The organism is Paractinoplanes polyasparticus, from assembly GCF_019710575.1.
GTDB classification, from domain to species: Bacteria; Actinomycetota; Actinomycetes; order Mycobacteriales; family Micromonosporaceae; genus Actinoplanes; species Actinoplanes polyasparticus.
In genome coordinates this window covers 1-21,102 of sequence record NZ_JAHWFK010000084.1, presented here as the reverse complement: position 1 = coordinate 21,102, position 21,102 = coordinate 1, and the positions used below count along the sequence as shown (strand labels likewise).

At 67.8% G+C, this 21,102-nt stretch carries 25 protein-coding genes and 1 pseudogene; 12 read left to right on the top strand and 14 right to left on the bottom strand.

The window, feature by feature from the left end; genetic code table 11:
• Positions 1-437: NAD(P)/FAD-dependent oxidoreductase (locus KXC43_RS49345; protein ID WP_221383258.1), on the top strand; the 437-nt coding region annotated here is incomplete at its 5' end.
• Between the two features lie 608 nt (positions 438-1,045).
• Here the strand turns inward: KXC43_RS49345 and KXC43_RS49340 are convergent.
• The 5 genes from KXC43_RS49340 to KXC43_RS53485 all read right to left on the bottom strand — a co-directional run bounded on the left by KXC43_RS49340 (position 1,046) and on the right by KXC43_RS53485 (position 5,696).
• Positions 1,046-2,680 (bottom strand): ABC transporter permease, encoded by a 1,635-nt coding sequence (locus KXC43_RS49340; protein WP_498370584.1) that lies wholly within the window; start codon positions 2,678-2,680, stop codon positions 1,046-1,048.
• Positions 2,677-3,567 (bottom strand): ABC transporter ATP-binding protein, encoded by an 891-nt coding sequence (locus KXC43_RS49335; protein WP_308129614.1) that lies wholly within the window; start codon positions 3,565-3,567, stop codon positions 2,677-2,679. The genes KXC43_RS49340 and KXC43_RS49335 overlap by 4 nt, the downstream gene beginning before the upstream one ends.
• Before the next feature lie 176 nt (positions 3,568-3,743).
• Positions 3,744-5,030: a cation:proton antiporter gene (locus tag KXC43_RS49330; RefSeq protein ID WP_221383256.1), complete on the bottom strand. Its 1,287-nt coding sequence runs from the start codon at positions 5,028-5,030 to the stop codon at positions 3,744-3,746.
• A 197-nt stretch (positions 5,031-5,227) separates the two neighbouring features.
• A complete protein-coding gene (locus tag KXC43_RS49325) occupies positions 5,228-5,422 on the bottom strand; it encodes a Na+/H+ antiporter NhaA (RefSeq protein WP_221383255.1) in 195 nt (64 codons plus the stop codon).
• A gap of 70 nt (positions 5,423-5,492) precedes the next feature.
• Complete coding sequence (locus tag KXC43_RS53485; protein WP_369076986.1) at positions 5,493-5,696, bottom strand: hypothetical protein; 204 nt, start codon at positions 5,694-5,696, stop codon at positions 5,493-5,495.
• Between KXC43_RS53485 and KXC43_RS52220 the strand changes: the two genes are divergently transcribed.
• From KXC43_RS52220 to nhaA (KXC43_RS49310), 3 genes are all read left to right on the top strand, one after another.
• Positions 5,628-5,897 carry a hypothetical protein gene (locus KXC43_RS52220; RefSeq protein ID WP_255646170.1) on the top strand — a complete coding sequence of 90 codons (270 nt, stop codon included), beginning with the start codon at positions 5,628-5,630 and terminating at the stop codon, positions 5,895-5,897. The genes KXC43_RS53485 and KXC43_RS52220 overlap by 69 nt on opposite strands.
• A gap of 318 nt (positions 5,898-6,215) precedes the next feature.
• Entirely contained in the window at positions 6,216-7,487 is a 1,272-nt protein-coding gene (gene nhaA / locus KXC43_RS49315) for a Na+/H+ antiporter NhaA (protein ID WP_221383253.1), read from the top strand.
• A gap of 314 nt (positions 7,488-7,801) precedes the next feature.
• Positions 7,802-9,664: a Na+/H+ antiporter NhaA gene (gene nhaA / locus KXC43_RS49310; protein ID WP_221383252.1), complete on the top strand. Its 1,863-nt coding sequence runs from the start codon at positions 7,802-7,804 to the stop codon at positions 9,662-9,664.
• Between the two features lie 88 nt (positions 9,665-9,752).
• On the opposite strand, the gene KXC43_RS49305 is transcribed toward nhaA (KXC43_RS49310), so the two are convergent.
• Positions 9,753-10,307, bottom strand: coding sequence for a BON domain-containing protein (locus KXC43_RS49305; protein WP_221383251.1), 555 nt, complete (start codon positions 10,305-10,307; stop codon positions 9,753-9,755).
• 177 nt (positions 10,308-10,484) lie between these two features.
• Between KXC43_RS49305 and KXC43_RS49300 the strand changes: the two are divergent.
• From KXC43_RS49300 to KXC43_RS49280, 5 genes and pseudogenes are all read left to right on the top strand, one after another.
• Positions 10,485-10,954: pseudogene (locus KXC43_RS49300) on the top strand (response regulator transcription factor); the annotation flags it as partial.
• Between the two features lie 541 nt (positions 10,955-11,495).
• Positions 11,496-11,657, top strand: a complete 162-nt coding sequence (locus tag KXC43_RS49295; protein WP_221383250.1) for a hypothetical protein — start codon at positions 11,496-11,498, stop codon at positions 11,655-11,657.
• Between the two features lie 156 nt (positions 11,658-11,813).
• Positions 11,814-12,182: an adenine nucleotide alpha hydrolase family protein gene (locus KXC43_RS49290; protein WP_221383249.1), complete on the top strand. Its 369-nt coding sequence runs from the start codon at positions 11,814-11,816 to the stop codon at positions 12,180-12,182.
• Positions 12,183-12,368: 186 nt separating this feature from the next.
• The gene (locus tag KXC43_RS49285; protein ID WP_221383248.1) at positions 12,369-13,211 is read left to right on the top strand and encodes a universal stress protein; all 843 of its coding nucleotides are present in this window, start codon (positions 12,369-12,371) and stop codon (positions 13,209-13,211) included.
• Positions 13,172-13,870 (top strand): hypothetical protein, encoded by a 699-nt coding sequence (locus KXC43_RS49280; protein ID WP_221383247.1) that lies wholly within the window; start codon positions 13,172-13,174, stop codon positions 13,868-13,870. The genes KXC43_RS49285 and KXC43_RS49280 overlap by 40 nt, the downstream gene beginning before the upstream one ends.
• A 32-nt stretch (positions 13,871-13,902) precedes the next feature.
• Here the strand turns inward: KXC43_RS49280 and KXC43_RS53690 are convergent, their stop codons facing one another.
• The 3 genes from KXC43_RS53690 to KXC43_RS49265 all read right to left on the bottom strand — a co-directional run bounded on the left by KXC43_RS53690 (position 13,903) and on the right by KXC43_RS49265 (position 16,320).
• On the bottom strand, positions 13,903-14,241 hold the full coding sequence (locus KXC43_RS53690; RefSeq protein ID WP_221383246.1) for a PRC-barrel domain-containing protein: 339 nt from the start codon (positions 14,239-14,241) through the stop codon (positions 13,903-13,905).
• Positions 14,242-14,934: 693 nt separating this feature from the next.
• Positions 14,935-15,420, bottom strand: a complete 486-nt coding sequence (locus KXC43_RS49270; protein WP_221383245.1) for a MarR family winged helix-turn-helix transcriptional regulator — start codon at positions 15,418-15,420, stop codon at positions 14,935-14,937.
• A gap of 120 nt (positions 15,421-15,540) precedes the next feature.
• On the bottom strand, positions 15,541-16,320 hold the full coding sequence (locus KXC43_RS49265) for a DUF4142 domain-containing protein (RefSeq protein WP_308129613.1): 780 nt from the start codon (positions 16,318-16,320) through the stop codon (positions 15,541-15,543).
• 336 nt (positions 16,321-16,656) lie between these two features.
• Between KXC43_RS49265 and KXC43_RS49260 the strand changes: the two genes are divergently transcribed.
• Positions 16,657-17,031, top strand: a complete 375-nt coding sequence (locus KXC43_RS49260) for a DUF1330 domain-containing protein (protein WP_221383244.1) — start codon at positions 16,657-16,659, stop codon at positions 17,029-17,031.
• A gap of 17 nt (positions 17,032-17,048) precedes the next feature.
• On the opposite strand, the gene KXC43_RS49255 is transcribed toward KXC43_RS49260, so the two are convergent.
• Entirely contained in the window at positions 17,049-17,411 is a 363-nt protein-coding gene (locus tag KXC43_RS49255) for an ATP-binding protein (protein WP_221383243.1), read from the bottom strand.
• 326 nt (positions 17,412-17,737) lie between these two features.
• Here KXC43_RS49255 and KXC43_RS49250 point away from each other — a divergent pair, with 326 nt between their 5' ends.
• Positions 17,738-18,085, top strand: a complete 348-nt coding sequence (locus tag KXC43_RS49250) for an adhesin (protein WP_221383242.1) — start codon at positions 17,738-17,740, stop codon at positions 18,083-18,085.
• Positions 18,086-18,124: 39 nt separating this feature from the next.
• Here the strand turns inward: KXC43_RS49250 and KXC43_RS49245 are convergent, their stop codons facing one another.
• From KXC43_RS49245 to KXC43_RS49235, 3 genes are read right to left on the bottom strand one after another with little or no spacing between them, the layout of a single operon-like run.
• Positions 18,125-18,454, bottom strand: a complete 330-nt coding sequence (locus tag KXC43_RS49245) for a DUF3040 domain-containing protein (RefSeq protein WP_221383241.1) — start codon at positions 18,452-18,454, stop codon at positions 18,125-18,127.
• Positions 18,455-18,489: 35 nt separating this feature from the next.
• Positions 18,490-18,792, bottom strand: a complete 303-nt coding sequence (locus tag KXC43_RS49240) for a BON domain-containing protein (RefSeq protein WP_221383240.1) — start codon at positions 18,790-18,792, stop codon at positions 18,490-18,492.
• A 7-nt stretch (positions 18,793-18,799) separates the two neighbouring features.
• Positions 18,800-19,177, bottom strand: a complete 378-nt coding sequence (locus KXC43_RS49235; protein ID WP_221383239.1) for an STAS domain-containing protein — start codon at positions 19,175-19,177, stop codon at positions 18,800-18,802.
• Positions 19,178-19,468: 291 nt separating this feature from the next.
• Here KXC43_RS49235 and KXC43_RS49230 point away from each other — a divergent pair, with 291 nt between their 5' ends.
• Positions 19,469-20,377, top strand: coding sequence for a serine/threonine-protein kinase (locus KXC43_RS49230; protein WP_221383238.1), 909 nt, complete (start codon positions 19,469-19,471; stop codon positions 20,375-20,377).
• A gap of 235 nt (positions 20,378-20,612) precedes the next feature.
• On the opposite strand, the gene KXC43_RS49225 is transcribed toward KXC43_RS49230, so the two are convergent.
• Entirely contained in the window at positions 20,613-21,011 is a 399-nt protein-coding gene (locus KXC43_RS49225; RefSeq protein ID WP_221383237.1) for an STAS domain-containing protein, read from the bottom strand.
• Positions 21,012-21,102: the final 91 nt, after the last annotated feature.

Genomic DNA, 21,102 nt, shown 5'->3' with positions numbered 1-21,102 from the left:
CCGAGTCGGTGACGATCGTGCACCGGCGCGACTCGTTCCGGGCCAGCAAGGTGATGCAGCTGCGGGCGCTGAACAACCCGAAGATCAAGGTCGAGTGGAACTCGGTGGTCGAAGAGATCATCGGCCACGACGGCAAGGTCTCCGGCGCGCGTCTGCGCAACATCCAGACCGGCGAGGAGAAGTTGCTCGACGTGACCGGTGTGTTCGTGGCCATCGGCCACGACCCGCGCAGCGAGCTGTTCAAGGGCCAGGTCGAGCTGGACGACGAGGGTTACGTGAAGGTCGACCACCCGTCGACCCGCACCAACGTCCCGGGCGTTTTCGCCGCCGGTGACCTGGTCGACCACACCTACCGGCAGGCCATCACCGCCGCCGGCACCGGCACCGCCGCGGCGCTGGACGCCGAGCGTTTCATCGCCTCATTCGTCGAACTCTGATTCACCGGGTCCTTGCGCGCTTCGGCGGGCGACGGCCCGGCATTGCGCGGTTATGGCGCTTGCAGCGCCGCCGTGCTCGAGCGCAATTGCCGGACGAGTTCCGTCCGGGCCGGGACAGGGAGTACCACGCCCAGGCGCCGCGCTTCTCGCGGCTGAGCAGGCCCGCTTCGACCAGAACGCGTTGGTGGTGGCTGATGGCCGGCGGAGATGACCGCGTGCCCTCGGCGCGTGCAGATCTTGGGCGGGGGCGCACAACAACTAGATCATCCTAGGACATTCGATGTCGTCGTCATGCCACTCTTCCGGAGGAGCCCTCCCCCGTCCGTTTACAATGCCCCTTGCCGATGCGCGGCACGGTCGACTTATGGCTTCTACTCATGCGCGAGGAGAGTCGTTCTGCGTCCGGTGGCGGGCAGCGCGGGACGGCAGCAGTGCTGCACGTTCCGCGGCCACTCCACTGTCGAAACGCTCGCCGTCAAGCAGTATGTCGAGCACGCGACGCGCAGGTGAGCAGCGCTCAGGTGTACGCGGCAGTCGCCCCGCGATGTACGTGGCCGGCTGCTTGCCACCCGAATGTCGTCAAACCGCAGCGAGGCTCCGCGGATGGATCATGCCGCGAGATCCCGGCGTCCATAGGTAGTCAGACCGACGAACACAGCGGTGCTGCCGACAAGCAGCATCACAGCAGCGGCCGTCAGGTGAGGGCTTTCGGCCGGGACTCGGGCGAGGTGAGCAAAGGGGGAAAGCTGAGCGACCCAGTGTGGGGCATTGACGCTGTCGGCCGTTACCAGCAGAAGAAAGCCACCGATGCCCGGTACGGCGCTGATCCAACCCATGAGCCGTGGCGCCACGCCGAGCGCGAGCACGGCCGCGCCCAGGCTCAGCAGGGCGACCGGCAGGACGTTGACCGCCCCGGCCAGCGATTCCGCCACGCTCAGCGGCGCTCCCGACAGGGTCGCGCCGGCCGCGGTCGCCGCTCCAGCGACCAGAACGAGCACCACCGCTCCCCCAGCCGTCACCAGAATCTCCGCGCCGGCCGCCCACCGGCGTGTTCGAGGCCCGGCGCAGAGCAGGGTCAACCGGCCGCCGGTCTCGTCGGCGAAGAAGGCGGTGATGCGGGCGGCGGCGAAACCGCCGACCGGCAGGGCGAGCAGCGCGAACAGGCTGGCCGCGTAGCCTTCCACGGCGTCGAGCCCGGCGAACCCGGCTTGGGAGGCCAGGTTGGCGAAGTGCGGGTTGTCGGCCAGGAAGGTGATCATCGACTGGGCGATGAGCCCGACGAGCAGGAAATACGCGCCGATTCCGGCAGCCCAGCCGGCGAGTGGCCGCAGCATCCGGCGCAGCGCGAAGGCCGGCACCGAATCGAGCAGGGCCAGCCGGGGAGGCCGGCCCGGCGCGGGGTTCAGCCATCCACCGCGCACATCACGCCGGCCCGCGAAGACGGCTGCCGCAGTCATCGCGGCGGTCGAGGCGGCCAGCACAAGCAGAGGCAGCCAACGGTTGGTGTCGTAGGGGCGGGTCAGCCCGGTCAAGCCGAACGGAGTCAACCAGCGTATCCAGCCGAGGGCGTCGGCGCCGTCACCGACCATACGGAGCATGAGGCCGGCCGCCAGCACGGCGACCGCGCTGCCGGTGGCGCCGGATCGGGCCGGGAAGATCTGAGCCGCCAGGGCGCCCGTGGCGGCGAAGAACATGCCGGTCAGGGCCAGGCCGGTGCCGTGAACGGCGGCTCCGGCTGGATCAGTGCCCGAGGCGAGCAGCGCCGCCGTCGCCGCCGCCCCGGCTGCCGCGGCTGCGGTGAGGAGAACGGCGAGTTGCCGCTGGAGCAGGTGGCGGGCGGGCAGCGGCCCGGCCAGGAGCAGGTCGACGCGGCCGGCATCTTCCTCGCCGCGGGTCACGCGGGTGGTGACGAGCAAGCTCCAGGCGCCGATCAGGACGGCGAGGAAGATGCCGGTGCGCCAGACGGTGAAGCCACCGGGGTCGGCCAGGTTGGTGGGTTCGCCGAACAGGGTACGGATGGCCGGGTTCGCGGCCAGAGCGGTCAAGGATTCGGCCTGAGCGGCGTTGCCGATCGTACTGGCGTGGGTGGCTGCCACGAGCGCCGACATGGCGGCGGCCAAGGCGGTGACCAGCACTGCGGCGCGACGCACCTGTCGGACGGTCAGAGCAGTGACCGCCCGGGCGGACCTAGCCGGTTCATCCGTGACGACGGGGGCCGTGGGCTCGGCATGCACGGCGGTCATCGGATGGCCTCGCCGTAGTAGGCGAGGAAGATCTCCTCGAGGGACGGTTCCCGGACGCTCAGTGTGGCGATGTCGGCGGAGACGAGGGCCCACAACGCCGGCCCGGGTGGACCGGCCAGCGAGAAGCGGATATGCCCTGGTGCCACGGTTTCGACGGTGTCCACTCCGGGCATTGTCTCAAGATCCGGTAGTTCGCCCGTGAAGCTGACTTCGATCTCGGTGCGGTGCAACCGCCGGAGATCGCTGACGGTCGCGACCTCGGCCAACCGCCCGGCGCGCAGAATCGCGACACGGTCGCAGACGGCCTCGACCTCGGCCAGCTGATGGGAGCTGAGGAACACGGACTGGCCACGATCGCGCGCCTCCCGGACGGCAGTACGGAATTCGCGTTCCATGAGCGGGTCGAGGCCGCTGGTGGGTTCGTCGAGGATCAGCAGCCGGGCGCGGGTGGCGAACGCCGCGATCAAGGCGACCTTCTGCCGGTTCCCGGTGGAATAGGTGCGGGCCGGCTTGTTCACGTCGAGGGCGAACCTGTCGACCAGTTCGGCTTGGTAGTCGCGGTCGGTGCCGGGCCCGGTACGAGCGAGCAGCTCAAGGATCTCCGCTCCGGTCAGCTGGGGCCACAACGCGACATCGGCCGGGACGTAGGCGAGGTGGCGATGCGCGGACGCCACATCAGCAGCCGGGACGTCGAACAGGTGAGCAGTGCCGGCGGTTGGCTGGGCCAGCCCGAGCAGTAGCCGGATGGTGGTCGACTTGCCGGCGCCGTTCGGGCCGAGGAAGCCGAACACCTCCCCCGCCGCGACTTCCAGGTCGAGCTGATCGAGGGCGCGGACGGGCCCGTAGTGTTTGGACAACTTGGCGGTGCGCACTGCAGTAGCGCTCACGGCGATGGCCTTTCCGAGGGCAGGAGCGAACTCAACCGCCGACCAGGCTTCCCGGCACACCTGATGCAGACGGTACCCCTTGCGACCGCACTGAGGAACGGGACGCGCGTGTCAGATGCGCGCTGCGTGGTCGACACCGACCTGGTCGACCGCGGCGAGCAGAACACGCGGCCGTATCACCGTGGGGTGGAGCCGGCTTCCTCGACCGCGGGCGGCCCGTCACTGCGCCCGGTGCGCGCGTTGGCCCGGTCCAGCAGCTGCATGACGGGGGTGACGGCGACACCGTGAACCACCACCGAGACCAGCACAACAAAGCCGATCATGGCCCAGATCAGATCAGCCCCCGGGAACTCCGCGTGAGTGAGAGCGTAGGACAAGTAGTAGAAGGAGCCGATGCCGCGGATCCCGAAGGATGCGATGACCCAGTGCTCCGCCATGTGGCCCGGGGCCCCACGCAATGACACGAAACCCGTCAGCGGCCGGATAACAAAGATCAGACACAACCCGACCAGCACGGCCGGCCAGGTGAGCGGGCTGAGCAGCCCGCCGACGATCGCGCCGCCGAACAGCAGCAGCAACAGCACGGTCAGCAGCCGCTCGGTCTGCTCGGCGAAGTCGTGCAGCACCTGGTGGTAGTCGTGAGAGCGTTCAGCCGCGCGGATGGCCCGGGCAGCAACGAACACGGCCAGGAAACCGTATCCACCGGCAACCTCGACCACGCCATACGCCAGGAAAGTCGCCGCGAGCGCCAGGAAGCCTTCGGAATGGCGGGCCAGCCGCAGAGCCTCGGCCTGAGGACGGAAGAACAGCCAGCCCAGAATCTTGCCGACCAGGACACCACCGACCACGCCGACAGCGATCTTGTATGCCAGGTCCTGCCAGGCCCACTCCCCGACCCAGCCCAGACCGGCCGTCCCGGCCATGGCGATGGCCGCGTAGACGAACGGGAACGCCAACCCGTCGTTGAGCCCGGCTTCGGAGGTGAGAGCGAACCGGACCTCGTCCTCGGAGTCCTCCTCATCGGTCGGTTCACCGACCTGCACATCCGCGGCCAGCACCGGGTCGGTCGGCGCCAGTGCCGCGCCCAGCAGCATGGCCGCCGCCGGGACCAGACCTGCCCACCACCAGCCCAGCAGAGCGACCGCGGCGATGGTCAACGGCATGGCGATGGCCAGCAGACGCCACGTCGAGGACCAACCCCTACGGCTGAACGGGCGGTCGATCTTCAGGCCGGCACCCATGAGAGCGACGATGACGCCGATCTCGGTCAGGTGCTCGGTCACCTTCGGATAAGCCAGCGGGTCGGCGTCGGGCAGACCGATCGGCAGACCGAAAGCCAGCATGCCGAGGCCGAGGAACGCGATCGGCATCGACAGCGGCCGTCGCTCCAGCAGGCGGGGGAGAATACCGGCCAGCAACGCGCCGAACCCGATGACCGCGAATACCAGGTCAGCGGTCTGCACGGTCGACCTCTTGCGTCCACCCGGTCACCAGCGCCGGCGATCTCCCGGCTCGAGGAACGCCACGAGGCGGCAGGTGATGCGGGACGGGGGTCAGGCACCATGGCAGCACGGGCAGCTCCGGTTGTGGGCAGGGACAGGTAACCGCCGACCAGACTTCCCGGCACACCTGGCCGATTGCTTACCTCTCCCGAGTGCCGCTAAACCCTCGCCGTCATCTTCACAACCGCATTGCCCATCGCCGGCGGAAGCGGTTCAGGGCGGTAACGCCGACAATCCCGACAACGACCAACCACGTCACAGGTCAGCTCATCGCCGCCGCGCCCGAGCGTTCGAAATTTCCGCGAGGACGAGTAGAAGACCGCGATGACCGCGATGGTCAGCAAGTCGTCCATCACGGCCAGGGTCAGCACGGCGTGCTGGCGTAGTGCTCGTACAGCTGGGCGAAGTGCTCGTCACCGTCGATCAGGTCGGGGTCATGACCGGGAGCACCGGCGATCTGCACGCGAGACCGGCCGACGACGACTTCATCCCGCGTTCCGCCGTCGACGGCCTCTGCCGGGACGTACAACGGCGGGACACCGACACGAACAAGCCACCGTGCTCCACCCGAAGAAGCCGCACCTTCTGCTGCTCGGGGTCGATGAGCAGGTCATCAACCTTGCCGATCTCGTTACCGTCCTGTTCGACGACCCTGCGCCCCCGGATGTCCTGGCCAGGGTCGCCAGCAGCTGGTTGCTGTCGCTCAGCCGCACCAAGGTGCCGAACTTCGAAGCCATCAAGACTCTCCTGTTCCACGCCACTGATCCGCGACGCCTCGCCGGATGTGGCTTCAACAGTTCACTACACTCTCGACACGCTGTTCGGTGACAGCGCTCGGCTGGACCGGAGTCGTCGTCTGGTGCTTGTGTGCCGCGGTCATCCTGGAGACGCTGAATGTTGCCAGTGATCGACGACGGCGCGGCCACGTCGATAGAACGTTCCGGATTCGTGGGCATCACCGACGAGGCTCGACAGTCACGCAAGGACCGTCCCGCGGTCGACCAGAGGCGAAATGCCGCGTCAGTCTGACCGAGAACAGGGCCCGGATCACACCGGGGTCTTCGTGGAGCCGATAGGGTGAAAATCGGTGCGCCGGGAAGTCTGGTCGGCAGATGCTGACCCGACCCCAAAAATGGGAGCCCACCTGTGACCCAGGCCCCTCACCTCTTCAGCCGCGGATCCTGGGCTGAGGCCCGCCGCATCGCCGACGTCCTGCGCAAGGAGACCATCGGCGGCGCGCTGCTTCTGCTGGGCACGGTGATCGCCTTGGTCTGGGCCAATTCACCCTGGTCCGACCGCTACGACGCCCTGGTCGCCTACAAGATCGGCCCGTCCGCGCTGCACCTCGACCTGTCGCTGGGCACCTGGGCCGCCGACGGGCTGTTGGCCATCTTCTTCTTCGTCGCCGGCCTGGAACTCAAACGCGAATTCGTCGCCGGTGACCTGCGCGACCCGAGACGGGCCGCCGTCCCCGTCGCCGCCGCCATCGGCGGCGTCATCGTGCCGGCCCTCTGCTACGTCGTGCTCAACCTCGGCGGCGCCCTCAAGGGATGGGCCATCCCGACCGCCACCGACATCGCCTTCGCCCTGGCCGTGCTCGCGGTCATCGGCCGGTTCCTGCCCTCGGCGCTACGCACCTTCCTGCTCACCCTCGCCGTGGTCGACGACCTGTTCGCCATCCTCATCATCGCGATCTTCTACACGGCCCAACTGTCGGTGCTCCCGCTGCTGGCCGCGCTCGTCCCCCTGGGCCTGTTCACCGTGCTGGTGCAGCGGCGCGTCCGGTCGTGGTGGCTGCTGCTGCCGCTGGCCTTCGCGGCCTGGACCTTGGTGCACGCCTCCGGAGTGCACGCCACCGTCGCCGGCGTCCTGCTCGGCTTCGCCGTCCCGGTCCTTCGTCGCGACGGCGGCGACGGGCCGGGACTCGCCGAGCATCTCGAGCACCGCTTCCGGCCCCTGTCGGCCGGCGTGGCTGTCCCGATCTTCGCGTTCTTCGCCGCCGGCGTGACTATCGGCGGCTTCGACGGGCTGACCTCAGCCCTCACGGATCCGATCGCGCTGGGCATCATGGCCGGCCTCATCGTCGGCAAGCCCATCGGCATCGTGCTCGCCACCTGGCTGACCGCCCGCTTCACCCGCGCCCAGATCGACACGGGGCTGACCTGGATCGACGTCACCGGTCTGGCCATGCTCGGCGGCATCGGCTTCACCGTCTCACTACTCATCGGCGAACTCGCCTTCGGCACCGGCAGCGAAAGCGACGACCACGTCAAGGTCGCCGTACTCCTCGGCTCGCTGGCCGCCGCACTAATGGCCACCGTCATCCTGCGCATGCGCAACCGCACCTACCGCCAGCTCTACGAGGCCGAGCGGGTCGACCGCAACCGCGACGACATCCCCGACGTCTACCAAAGCTAAACGGGGCCATCTGTGCTGCTCGTCGTTGTCGCCGCCATGCTGCCGGCGACGCTTGTCCCGGCCCGAGCCAATCGCACGGTCGCCGTGCTGTTCACCGGCGCCATGCGGGTCGGCTGGCCCACCTGCGCGGCCTGGCGCCCGCCCGCCCAGGCGCTGACGTCCCGGTACGGCCCGGGGTGTCACGTCGCAGCCTCCGACGATCACGACCGGCCGAATGACTTCTCGCGGCCGGGCACAGCCCGTATGGTGCGCCCCGGCGGGCAAAGACGCCCGGCCCGCGAGGGAAACCCCTGTGCTGCCGGAGGGCTGCGACGATGAGTGTCCCCGGGATGGTGCGCCGCATCTCCGAGGGCGGACAACTGCCCCGTACGGATCGCACCCTGCGTCTCGACCACCGGATCCGGACCGTCCTGGTCACCGAGACGCGCGGCGCCGCGGCGCTGCTGGCCGCCACCGTGCTCGCCCTGATCTGGGCCAACCTTCCCGGCGGCAGCTACGAGTCGGTGTGGCACACCGAGTTCACCGTCGGCCTCGGCGAGGCGCGGATCACCGAAGACCTGCGCCATTGGGTCAACGACGGTCTGATGGTGTTCTTCTTCCTGCTCGCCGGCATGGAGATCCGCCGCGAACTCAGCTTCGGAGATCTGCGCGACCGCCGGACCGCGCTGGTTCCCATTCTGGCCGCCGCCGGCGGCATGGCGGTGCCGGCGGTCATCTTCGCGACGATCACCGCGGGCACCGCCGCCCAGCACGCGTGGGGCATGGCGATGGCCACCGACATCGCCTTCGCCCTGGGCGTTCTCGCCCTGATCGGCCCGCGCTGCCCAGCGAACGTCCGGGTCTTTCTGCTCACCCTCGCGGTAGTCGACGACATAGGCGCGATCCTGGTCATCGCGGTGGTCTACACCGAGGCCGTGCACCTGATCCCTCTGCTGGCCGCAGCCGCTCTGCTCGGCGTCGCCCTGGCCATGCGGGCCGCCGGAATCTGGCGGGCCACGCCCTACTTCGTGGTGGGCGTCGCGTTGTGGGTCGCCACCGTCGAGTCGGGATTGCACCCGACCATCGTGGGTGTGGTGTTCGGGCTGCTCACCCCCGCCTTCCTCGCCCGAACAGCCGATCTCGACCGGCTCGAGCGCATCCTGCAGCGGTTCCGCCGCGAGCCCGGCCCGGAGGCGGCCCGCACGCTGTCCATTGCGGCGCAGGGAGCCGTGTCGTCCAACGATCGGTTGCAGTACCTGCTGCGTCCCTGGACAAGCCTGCTCATCGTTCCGCTGTTCGCGCTGGCCAACGCGGGCGTGCCGCTCAACCCGGAAGTGCTTTCCCGGGCGGTCACCTCACCGGTCACCCTGGGTGTGTTCGCCGGTCTAGTCGTGGGCAAGACGCTGGGCATCTGGGGTGTCTCGGCGATCGCCGTACGCACCGGCCTGGGCCGCCTGCCTTCCGGCGTACGCCTGCCGCAGGTCCTGTCGGTCGGCGCCGTGGCCGGCATCGGATTCACCGTGTCGCTGTTCATCGCCGAACTCGCCCTGCCCGACGACGAGGTCCGCGACGAGGCCAAGATCGGCATTCTGGCCGCCGCCGTCGCCGCGACCGTACTGGGCTGGTTGTTGTTCCGCGTCGACGGCGGGCGAAACACCGCGGGCACGGCCACGACGCTGCAACCGCCGGTCGAAGCCTCGGGCGAGCATCATCGGGGCCCGCTCGACGCTGCAGTCGAACTGGTCCAGTTCGGTGACTACCAGTGCCCCTACTGCCGGCAAGCCGGCCCGGCCATCGCCGATCTGCTCGCCCGGCACCCGGACCGCCTACGGTACGTATGGCGGCACCTGCCGCTGGACGACGTCCACCCGTACGCACGCCGCGCCGCCCAGGCTGCAGAGGCGGCCGCTGCACAGAGCAGCTTCTGGACCGTCCACGACCGGCTGCTCACCGCCGACGATCTCGACGACGAGGCACTCGTCGAGATCGCACGCTCGGCCGGCCTGGACATGCCCCGCTTCACCGTCGACCTGGACACGGCGGTCGTCGCCGCCCAGGTCGACGCCGACGTGCGCAGCGCCCACGAGAGCGGCGCCGACGGCACACCTACGTTTTTTCTCAACGGCGCACGTATCGACGGCTCACTCGACGCGGTGCTCGCCGAGGTGGAACAAGCGATTGAAGTTGCCTCGGCCTGACATATTGCAGGCTGCCGCCCCGCAGCCCGGATCGAACTGGGCGGCGCACTTGCGGCCACCGACCGACGGTGTCGTCGCCCGGCCGAGGTCACCGCTTGGTCGGATGCACTGAGCCAGACCGGGTCCGCCTGCGCCGGTTCACCACCGCGAGGATCAGACCGATGGCCACGCAGGTGAGGGCGACACCGGTCCACTGAGAGGTGACTATCAGCAGCGTCAGGACGAGCCACGTCCCGGCGGCCAGGACCGACCACAGGACCATTGAACGGTGCGGTTTGGTGAGCCGCCCGCCTCCCGGCGGCTCCGGCTCATCCCACTCGGCAACCATTCGCTGGAATTCACCGGCGCCCTCGGCAAGCGGCTCAGAGTCGTCAGTCACCCGCAGCGTGTTACAGATGTCGGCTACGCCCGTGATACTCCCCGCGGCGTCACCCGCCGCCTGTTTGGAGGAATTGCTGTCGACGCTGCCGCTGAGCAGCACGACACGGTTCTGCACCTCCACAGCGACTCGTTGATGCCGGATACGCTCGTCGCTGAGAAGTGCTTCTGCTACGCGGTAGGCGAGGCGGACATCGGGACTATCCGTCGCAGGAAACCGGCGCCGGTCGCTGGAAAACGATCCGTCATCCGGGAACGGCCACATGATGATGGTCTTCTCCGTTCGGCTCGCACGGTGTCGGACGGTCCTCCGCAAGCGAGTGCGTTGCCGTTCCCACGGTGGTACGCATGCTTCGAGAAAGGCGTACGGGACCATGACAGTCAAATGACAACCCGGCCCGGCGCAACCGCACCGAAAGCCCAACGTCTGCACGACGGGCATATGGGACATAACAGCGTGCTGGCGATCGAGGACGACGACCGGATCCGCCTGTCTTCGGCGCTCGCCTGGAGCACGAGAGGAACACCGTGACCGGCACGGCGACCGCCGCGGAAGGCCTGCTGCGGCAGCGCCGCGAGCCGAACGACACGGTCCTGGTCGACCTGATGCTGGCCGGCAACGACGGCTTCGAGAACATTCGCCAGCTACGCCGCGATGACTTCGTGCCGATCGTGGTGGTCAGCGCCCGCGACGACACCCATGGCATCCTCGGCACCCTGAAAGCCAGTTCCGACGACTATCTGGTTGAACCGGGCGCGGTCAAGGAGCTGTCCGCTCGGCTACGTGCGCTACGACGTTGGGCCAGGGCCGCGGTGACCACAGAATGCCCGAGCTGGTGTTCGAGGACCGGCCGGCGGCCGGCGGCCGGCGAGGTCACCGTCGGTGGACGGCCGGTGCCGATCACCCGTACCCCCGCGGGGCGCTCACCACCAGAGGCCTGACCGCCGCCGATTACACCGCGCCGCCGGCTCCCGCATGACGCCCGGCATCAACGACGCCGGTCACGCAACGCGGACGGGTCGGAGCTGCTCGCCGCCGGCGTAACGCCGACCGGGACCGCAAGCTGAAGGAGCTCAGCAGCACAGTCAGCACGATGACCTTTCTCATTGCGGCCGCCACTGCTCGTTTGCTCCGACGACCTCGACCGCGACCACCGAGTTGCGGAGCACTGAGGTCGCCTCTGGTTGCCAGCCCAGCATCTATGCCTCTCTCGCCGGTCCGACGCTGAGAAGGCCAGCCCGCGCGTGTCATATGGAGCCGGGTCCAAGGGTCTGTGACATTCCCGTGGAGGACGACAGCCCGCTCCGTCGGGTCCGTCATCGAGGTGTCATGGGTTCGCGTCATCACCTACGCACCGGTCGACCAGGCTGGCCCGAACTGCTGGTCGACCGGTCGGCACCAGATTGAACGGGAGGACCGATGAACGCCCGGATAATACGTCTGCTCATCTCGATGAGCGCTGTTCTGGTCCTGATGACGGCGGGCATGGTGGTTGCTGCGGCTCACGGGTCATCGGCGGGAATCGTTGTGGTCGTGATCGTTGGCACGCTCGTCATCTCGTACGTCGCGCGCCATAACCTTCGATCCAGGCATGTGTACCGCCGGCGCGTGTGACATCCGAGCGACGGCTACGGCGCCGAACAGGATGCCGTTCCCAGGGCGTCAGCGCGACGTCCCGGACGCTGACTGGCTCGATCGGTATGCAAATCTCCGCTCACGCACACTGCCCCACCGCGGCCATCCGGGTGAAGGCGACGCAAAGGGCCAGTGGTGGTGACGGTCGACGGAGCGCGGACGTCACAAGCGACACTGCGATTTGCCTTCGACGAGGCGGGGCGCCGACATGCCGGCCTCATTGCCGGGCACACATGGACGCCGCCGGCCGTACCGATCCGGGCCGACCACATTTTCAGCCCCGGCCGGCTGGTGACCGGCGTGTTCGCGCGGTGGCGCGCCGCCTTTCCCGACGTCGATGTGGTCGAACTGGCACTCAAGAAAAGTCCCGAGGCAACGTTGCCGCAAAGTTCACCGTCACGCTGCCCGGTTTTGCCCGGTTGCCGCGCTCATCGTCAAAGACCGATACTTTCGGGGTTCATTGTTTCGCAACCCGGCATGGCGTGGTCCAACAGGCGTATGTGATGCGAACCCGGATGGCTAGGGACACGGTCCGCGTTTCCGCTATGAACCACAAGATCGAGGCGCTGGATTGGTCGTCAGCTGCGATCGGCGCGTCATCTGGCGCCTGTCTCGTAACTGTCATCTTCCCGTAGGGCTTCCGCCAAGCCCTTCAGGCATCCATGAGGGAGACGCCTGAGGGGAGAGGACATGACCACGGAGAAGAACGGCCGGCCGGTTGTCGTCGGAGTGGACGGCTCCGACAGCACGGACGCGGCCGTGCGATGGGCTGCCCGTTATGCGAGTGAGACGGGCAGCCCGCTGCACCTGCTGTTCGCGGAGGATCATCAGACGGCCCTGATCGGGATCAGCACCGCCGAGATCAGGCGGGCCGAGCGGTTGCGGGAGAGGGTGCTGGCGGCGGCCGCGCCCTACGAGGCGGACGCCGTCATGGTGCGGGGCAGCGTGGCTCCGGCGCTGACCGAAGCCACGGCCGAGGCCGACCTGCTGGTGCTGGGGGAAAGTCACCGTAGCAGTGGGCTGGCCGTCCAGGTGGTCGCTGAGGCCGAGTGCCCGGTGGTCGTCGTGCGCGGCGACGAGGACTGGGCCGGGCCGGTGGTGGTCGCCGTGGACGACAGCAGCGAGGCGGCCATGGGGTTCGCCGTGCGGGAAGCAGCCCGGCGGGACGTGGCGTTGTTCGCCGTGCACGCCTGGCACCAGCCGCTGGTGCCGGCGGGGGCGGGCGCGGTCGCCCACGCGGTGACGACCGGTGTGGTGGATCGGGAGAACTGGGCCGACGCGGCTCGACAGTCGCTCACCGCGGTCGTCACGCCCTGGCGTAACGCCTTCCCGGAGGTCGCGATTCACGAGCGGCTGGTCGAGGGTCCGGCCGACACCGTCATGGTCCACGAGACGGGCGGCGCCGGCCTGGTGGTCACCGGCTCGCGGGGGCGCGGCCGGCTGGCCGGGATGATGCTCGGCTCGACCAGCCAGGCCCTGCTGCGCAAAGCGGAATGCCCGGTGGCGATCATCAAGAACTCAGTCCGAAACTGAGTCAGGTCCTGGCCTACGACGGCCGCGGCGGAGTCGATGTTCTGGTCCGGCAGGGCACCCGGCTGCGGATCTTTCAGCTCAAGTACTTCGGTGACGGGTTCGGCAGTGACCATCGCAAGCACCGCCGCCAGATCAAAGACTCATTCATGGCCGCCGTGAATCACGATCCAACCGAATGGATCCTGGTCATCCCGACCAACCCGACTCCCGGAGAAGAGAAGTTTGTCCTGGACTTGAGCCAAGACCGGCCGGACCTGGTGCTTCGGATCATGGGTCGGCAGCAGCTCGATAGCCACCTCTCCCGCTTTCCGGACCTCACCGAGTATTTCGTGCGCGATTCGCTTCTGCACCATGCGAAGATCCTCGGGCAGAAGAAAGCGCTGCGGCTGGGCGGCTTGTCCGACCTCACCGAGCGAACCCGTGCCCTGGCCGGGGTGGCCGACACGCTCGATCTCGATTGGGGCGTCGACACCGCGATGCGTGACGGCGTAGTCGTGCATACCGTCCGGCCGAAGCATGAACGGGCAGCTCGGAACTCACCGAGACGCGAGGCGTCGCAGTCCTGCTCGTGGCAACGTGCTGGCCCTGATCTGGGCGAACCTTCCCGGCGGCAGTTACGAGACGCTGTGGCACAGCGAGTTCACCGTCGGTCTCGGTGACGCGCGGATCACCGAGGACCTGCGGCACTGGATCAACCGGATTCCCCAGCGCACCAGCAAACTCCCTCATCGGCGGTCGACCACGAACGCGGAAGGTGCACAGCCTCCTCGGCAGCGCCTGAATCGATCACCACCTCGTGCCGTTCCGCGCGTTCGATACCCGCCTCGTCGTCGGTGATCCGCTCCACGGCCTCCACCGGGATGAACAAGGGTGCAGCCCCGACGCCGAAAAGGCCGTCGTGCTCGACGCAGAGGAATCGCACCCTCTTCTGCTCGGTGTCAATCAGCAGGTCTTCGACCCGGCCGATCTCCTTGCCTTCGCGGTCGATGACCTGGCGGCCGCGGATGTCCTCTCGGGTCGGCCGGCGCATGGCCGCTGTCTCTGAGTCGCAACATTGTGCCGGATCGCATGTTCATCGTGGGTCCTCCACACTCGGCCGGCAACGGTCAAAGGGGTCGACGGATCCCGTCTGCGGGGTGTGACGGCAACACTAGGAAGCCGATCCCGCAAGGATCACACGATCGCTTGATAGTTCGATGAAGCGCCGACGCTCGAACACTCGGCCAGTTTGTCATCACATTGACATGTCGTCGGATGAGTCTCCGCGTCTGTCCGCGGTACACCGGAAGGAGACCGCTCAACGCATCGGACGCCTGTCGGTGATCACGGGACGAGTGGGGTAAGGGCCAGACGACCGAAGGTGGAAGAACCACCATGACGATGCCGTTCCCCGACGAGGGACCCCCGTGACGAAGAGACACCTCGACCCGAAGACGCCGAGTCTCGACGACCGTCTCGCCCAGCGATTGCGGGAAAGGTTCCGCGCCGATCCAGACCCGCGCTACTGGCAAGTCCGCGTCGATGTGCGGATTCCGGCAACCTCGTCGGCTTCGAGGTGATTGCAGCCAAGCTGATGGCAGATCATCCGTCGTTGCGGCGGTCGGCGCGCTTGCCGCGAAGTCGGACAGCGCGAATCGTCCTCGCCGCCGGAGCGATCGTCTGGGGTCTGCTCTCCGTACTCTTGGTGATGCTGCTGAACTGACGTGCACGTAGGTACTGCAGGTCAGTCCACGGCCGTCTCCCACCGCTGCCACCACTGGGCGTCCGGAATCTCACCGGCCGCTTCCACCAATGCGTTCAGTGTGGCGGCGAAGGCCAGCGGGCGGGTCATCGCAAGCTCGCCGACGAGCCCGGCGAGCGACTCACGGCGGCGGCGCATCACCTCACCGACAAGGTCCCGGCCCGCCGCGGTGAGCGTGACCCATGCGGCCCGGCGGTCGTCAGGGCGTTCCTGGCGAGCCACCAGCCCTTTGCGGACCAGCCGGTTGCACATCCGGGTGGCCGTGGACGAGGTTACGGTCAACTCCTGGGCGAGGTCGACGATCCGCTGCGGGCCGCGCGAGACCAGCACGACCAGTGTCCGGTACTGCGGAAGGGTGACGTCCTCGTCGAGGTCGGCCAGCGAGCGGGCGGCCAGACCGACGAAGGCCCGGCTGAGCGACAGCAACGCCCCGACCACCTGGTCCTCACTCGCCGTCTGCTCAAGCATCCGACCACTCTGACATGAGCTGCTCCGCGACCGTCGTGCGAGCCCTAGGAGAACCTCACCGCCTCGACAACAAACCATGCACTACTGCATTAATCTTGGCCGACCAACGCCTGCATCGACTCAACGCCGGGCGCGGGTGAGCCTGATAAGTACAGCGCCAGTGACGCCTGCCGCGCTCAGGAGCACGAGCCACAGAACGACCGGGTTCACCGCGAACATGCCGATGTTGGCCTCGGCGATTGCTATCCCGGAGAGGTCTTGCGCCGGGGGAAGTGCCGCAGGCGGCAGCCGCTCGTACCGGACCAAGCCGGTGCTCTCCAGCATCTTCATGTGGTTCATCACGAAGATGTTCGCGTCATCAGCGAGCTTACGGACGACAGGGTCCCGAGTGGATGCGCGCACCGCTCCGATAACCGGGAAGATTTTGCCGTGGGCGGCACGGAGCCGGGTGACGAAGATCTGGTCGAATTGCACGCCCTTGTTGTTTTGCATCTCCTTCAGCCAGCCCTGCTGCTCCGTGGTAGGAGTTGCGGGGATGGCGGCGCCCAGCTGGTTGGCTGCCGCGACGACCAGCTCGTCAAGCTTGACGTGCTGGTCGGCGATCATCGTGCCGACCTTTCGCACGGTTTCGGAGCTGCCGCGCTGGGCGGCCATCTGACCGGCAGGAATTTCCCACAGCCCGGCCTGCCTGACGCCGTTGAGCAACAACGTGTCGGCGGCGTTGAGCTGGGTCGGCACGGCGGGCTCTGCAGAAGCAGCGCCCGGCACCGCTGCCAGCGCAGCCACAGCTGCAACGAGGGTGACTGCCGCGCGGCGTACGGACGACGGGGCGAACATCAGCGCCTCCAGCTCTGATCGGTTGTCGGAGATCAGTACGGCCGTCGAACGAGAAAGGTTCACTTGTGCACGTAATTTTAGGACGACCGAGGTGTGCTACCGACGACTGTCGCAGGCGCCGTGCCGGCCCCAACCGATGGATCAGCATGATCGGTTTTGCTACGGCGACCGTGGAGACGTCGATGGCTGCAGTGAGGGCTCCACGGCGGCGCCGTCGATGGCGTCCGGCATACGGGCCGGCACACCCCCGCGCTCGCCACCGACCGTCTCCATAGCTCCTGCGCGTCCGGCGCAGTACAGTAGTTGCACTAAGAGTGCATTTTATTGTCACGGCCACGATCGGCCAGCCGGCGGGCCTATCTCTCATCTTGTGCCGGACCGTAGAAGGGAAGGGCCACGATGGCCGTCGACCCCGATGGTGATTTCCTCACCGCTTTCCTCGCCGACGGAGCGGAAGAACCGGTGGTGATGCTCAACCTGCTGCGGTTCGCGGACGGCGGCCGACCGCTCTACCAGCAGTACATGCGGGCCTTCAGCGAGAAAATCGGTCCCCGCTACGGCATTGAGGTCGTCTACGCCGGCGAGGGCGCCAGCGCGTTGATCGCCGAGCCGGGCCAGCAATGGGACGCCGTCCTGCTCGTGCGGTATCCGAGCCGCCAGGTGTTCGCTCAGATGATCGACGATCCTGAGTACCAGTCGATCACCCACCTTCGCACCAAGGCCTTGAGCGAGGCAGTGCTCCAGCCGACAGATCCCTTGGGCCACCGCGCCTGATGCTGCTCGCGCACCGCTCAGGCCAGCTCCGCCCACACCACTTTGCCGCTCGAGGTCTGCCGACTGCCCCACGCACGGCTGAGTGCCACGACGAGTAGCAGCCCCCGCCCGCCCGGCTGATCCGGTTTCGGGTGCCGCGCCTGCGGCATCCTGCGGCTGGTGTCGAACACTTCAATCATCACCGTTCCGTGGCGGCTGACCAGAACGACTTCGCCACCGGCAGCCGTGTGCTGAATGACGTTGTCAACGAGCTCAGTCACGATCAGTAGCGAATCGTCGATGAGTTCAGGAGTATGTTCGCCGGCGAGCAATTCGGAGGACGCACGCCGAAGGGCGGCGCCATCGGTGCCGTTGCTGAACGGCAGTCGGAGACGGTTCATGACGCTGGCTTCTGCCCTTCCCAGGCACGTCTCCGCATCAACGCCAACGGAGTCCTTGCCAAGCCTCTTGACGGTGTCAAGGCCGGTCCGGTCTGCTCTGACCACCGTTCAGGCACTGCGCGACTCTTGCGGCGGAACATGGCGTTCGCTTCGCAGTCGTGCGACAACCCTATGACAAAGAAACGTTGGGCCACCGTCGGTGTCTTCAGGACCTGGTGGTATCCGATCCGTCGCAGAAACGTCACGTAGCGGCGGTTCGATCTCCATGTCCGAGCGCGACGTTCGAGGGGTGAGAGCCGGAACCGGACGTCCCTGAGGAGAACATCGTGCTCGTCATCTCGAACAAAGCCGTCGCCACAATTCGCCGGCTCCTCGCCCGACCGGGCGTGCCCGATGGCTGCGGCCTGCGCATTCAGAAGGCAGCCGACCCGAGGAGACTGCGCATCCTTCTCGTGTCCGCTCCCACCGCCGGCGATTTCATCCACGACGCGGAAGGTGCGCGACTCTACGTCGCCGAAGAGGCTGCCGGTCGTGTCCAGGACCAGACGCTCGACGCCACGCGCAGCGAGGCGGGGCGGGTGCAATTCGTGCTTGATCACGTGCCCGCTCCACGGATGCGGCGGGACATCACCCAACTGGACCTCTCATCGGACGACGCGTTGCTGTCCGCGTGACTGCGTTCAAACCAAGCCAACGTCAATTCGTCGACGGGCTCATGGTTCTTCGTCGGGTGCCGGAGTCACGATGTTCTTGGTCTGAGCCTCGGTGCCGCCGCCACTGGTGAGGCGGACGGCGATCACGACAGCGACGACAACGATCGGAACGGCGACCAGCGCGCCGCGCCAGCCCCACACGACCATCAGGACGGACAGCCCGGCCCACACAATCGCGGCCGCGACGACCAGAGCCACTTGGGCTGCTTTGTTCCACGCGAGGGGGGTGCGGGTCGCCTCGCCGAAAGAAGGATCCCCGGCGACCAGGTGCGTGACGATCTCCTCGAATATGGGGTCCCGGCGCTCGTCCTCCACTTGTCTGCTCACCATCCCTCGACCGGTTGTACTACTCCATAGCTGTGCTCTCAGGGTCCCGGCGCGACACTCAACCGGTTACAGACGTCGTAGACTTCCGGCACCGCCCAGGCCACAATGCCGGCGGCCAGGCGCACCTCTTGCGACTCCACCTCGCCGAGCAGGATGACCACCCGATTCTGGACAATCACTTCCAGCCGGCGCCCGCGCACCTGAACGTCGCACGCCAGCGCGGCGGCGACGCTGTCGACAATGCGGATGTCGGCCTCGACAAGCTCTCGAGAAGGCAGCGTAGGAGCCTCGTCCTCGTCGTACGAAGACCAATCGTCGTGGTCGGAGCCGTACGGTGTCACCGGATCATCACCGTCCCCGGCCCGTAGCGGGAAGGGCCGCCGTGCGCAGCCAGGCGACGGCCGACTCGCAGTCCTCGAACGAGGAGAACGGGCTGTCCCCGCCGAGCGCCGCCCTGAGATGGCGGGACGGCGCTACCAGACACAGCGGGGTGCCGCGGCCGCGACCACGTCGACGAGCCCGCACAAGCACGTCCAGTCCGGCCGGTGCGATCTCAGCAGCAGCCGACACGTCCAGGACCACCCCGGGGTGATGATCGACAGCCCACGTGAGACTGTCTCGCAGCCCCCGGGCGATCGTGGCGTCGATGTCGCCGCGCAACGTCAGGATCGCCACGTCGCCGGATTCGGCCAGCGCGATCCGGCCGTGGTGGGACTCACTGTGCACTACGTTCCTCTCGGCGCGCCTTCTGCTTGCTGGACCAGAGTGGCGGAGTCGCACAGCAACCACCTCACCAGTGCATGACGGTCCTATGACAGTGCGGGCTTTGCCGCCCGGCCATGGGCTCGGTGTGCTGGTGAGCGTCGAGGCTGTCGTGGCGGTGGCACCGGTGATCCACGTCGAGCAACGACGGGATGTCGCGGGATTGTCATGCGACCGCGCGGTCGATGCGAAACAAAAAGCGGATCTTGGTGGAGGAAGAAGCCGACGGACTATCCGACTGAAAGAGCGTCGACAATGACAGTGCTGGCCGGGCGGTACCGCTTGGGCGCGGTGATTGCGCGGGGCGGGATGGCCGTGGTGCACCGCGCCGACGATGACGTGCTGAAGCGGCCCGTGGCGGTGAAGACGCTGGACCGTGGCAGCGCGATGGATGACCTGCGGCGCACGGCGGTGCGCCGGGAGGCCTTGACGGCCGCCGGTCTGGTCCACCCGAACATCGTGCGCCTCCTCGACTACGGCGAATCTCGTGTGGAGGCGGACGCCGCAGAGCTGCCGTTCCTGGTCATGGAACTCGTTGTCGGCGGGACCCTCTCCGCCCGGCTGGCCGGGGATGGGGCGATGCCGGTGCAGGAGGCGGCCCGGGTGTGTGCGCAGATCGCCGCCGGCCTTGCCGCCGCGCACAACAACGGGCTCGTGCACCACGACGTCAAACCCGGCAACATCATGATGGCCCGCGCCGGCGCCAAACTGGCAGACTTCGGTATGGCGCGCCGGGCCGGCGAAACGACGATCGACCGCAGCGGGTATGTGTGGGGCACGCCGGCATACCTCGCGCCTGAGCAGTTCTACGACCAGCCGACCACCCCCGCCGTGGATGTCTATGCCCTCGGGCTCGTCATGCGCGCCTGCCTGACCGGCCAACCGGCATGGCCGGGCAAGACCGTCGAACAGGTTCTACTCGCCCGCGCCTGCACACCGGTTCCCCAGCTGCCGGACGGCAACCGGGTACCGGACGGGCTCGTCCGCCTCTACCAGAGTTGTCTGGCCCGGGTACCGGCCGATCGTCCCTCGGCGCGCCGCGTCGCCCGACTGCTCACCGACGCTGCCGAAGGCCGGCCGCTGCCACACCGCCACAGGTCTTCCATAGGTCGGGCTCTCACGCGAACCGGCCCATGGAATCGGCATCGATCACAGAAGCCGTAACAGGCAGTCTGCCTGATCTGGGCGCGTTGTCTGTGGCCGATGCAGACGGAATCGGCAATGTCGGCGGCTGTCGGCTACCGCGTCATTGCTCAGAATCGCCGCCGCCGCCGTCCAGGGCTCGGAACCGGTGGGCCGGACGGGCGGCGGGACTGGCTCGAGAACATCCGCCAGGCCAGCCAGCAAGGGAAGCCAGGGGTACACCGCACTCGAACCGGTGCCCCCGTTCCTCGTCGTCTCATGTGTGCCGCGTCTCGCCGTACCGCGAATGTCTGACGATGGCCAGCTCCGGCGAGAGCGCACTGAGGGCTTGCGGCACGGAGTCGAAGACGGTGACAGCTTGTCGGCTGGCACGGAGCCGGCGTCGCAGCCACAGCGGTGGCGCCGCGAACACTAGCGCGCCGCCGTGACGCTGAGCGGCACCGCTGCCGGCGAGCAACGTCCTCAGGCAGAGGGATTCCACCGTCCCGGCCCGCGACAGGTCCACAATGATCCGCGGGCACTGTGTCAACGCCGCCTGCAGCGTCATTCGCAGCTCCGGAACTGTGGACAGGTCCACGTCGCCGATGATCCGCACCAGACACGCCCCATCCAGACGAAGCAGTGTCACCCGATCGCTGACCGGAACAGTCGACACGCTGGTCCTCCCCTTTGAGTTGCCCCCGCTTTGATGGAGCGGTGGTTACCTGCCGCCGGTCGGGGCAGGGGTGAGGTTATCTGGCTCGCTC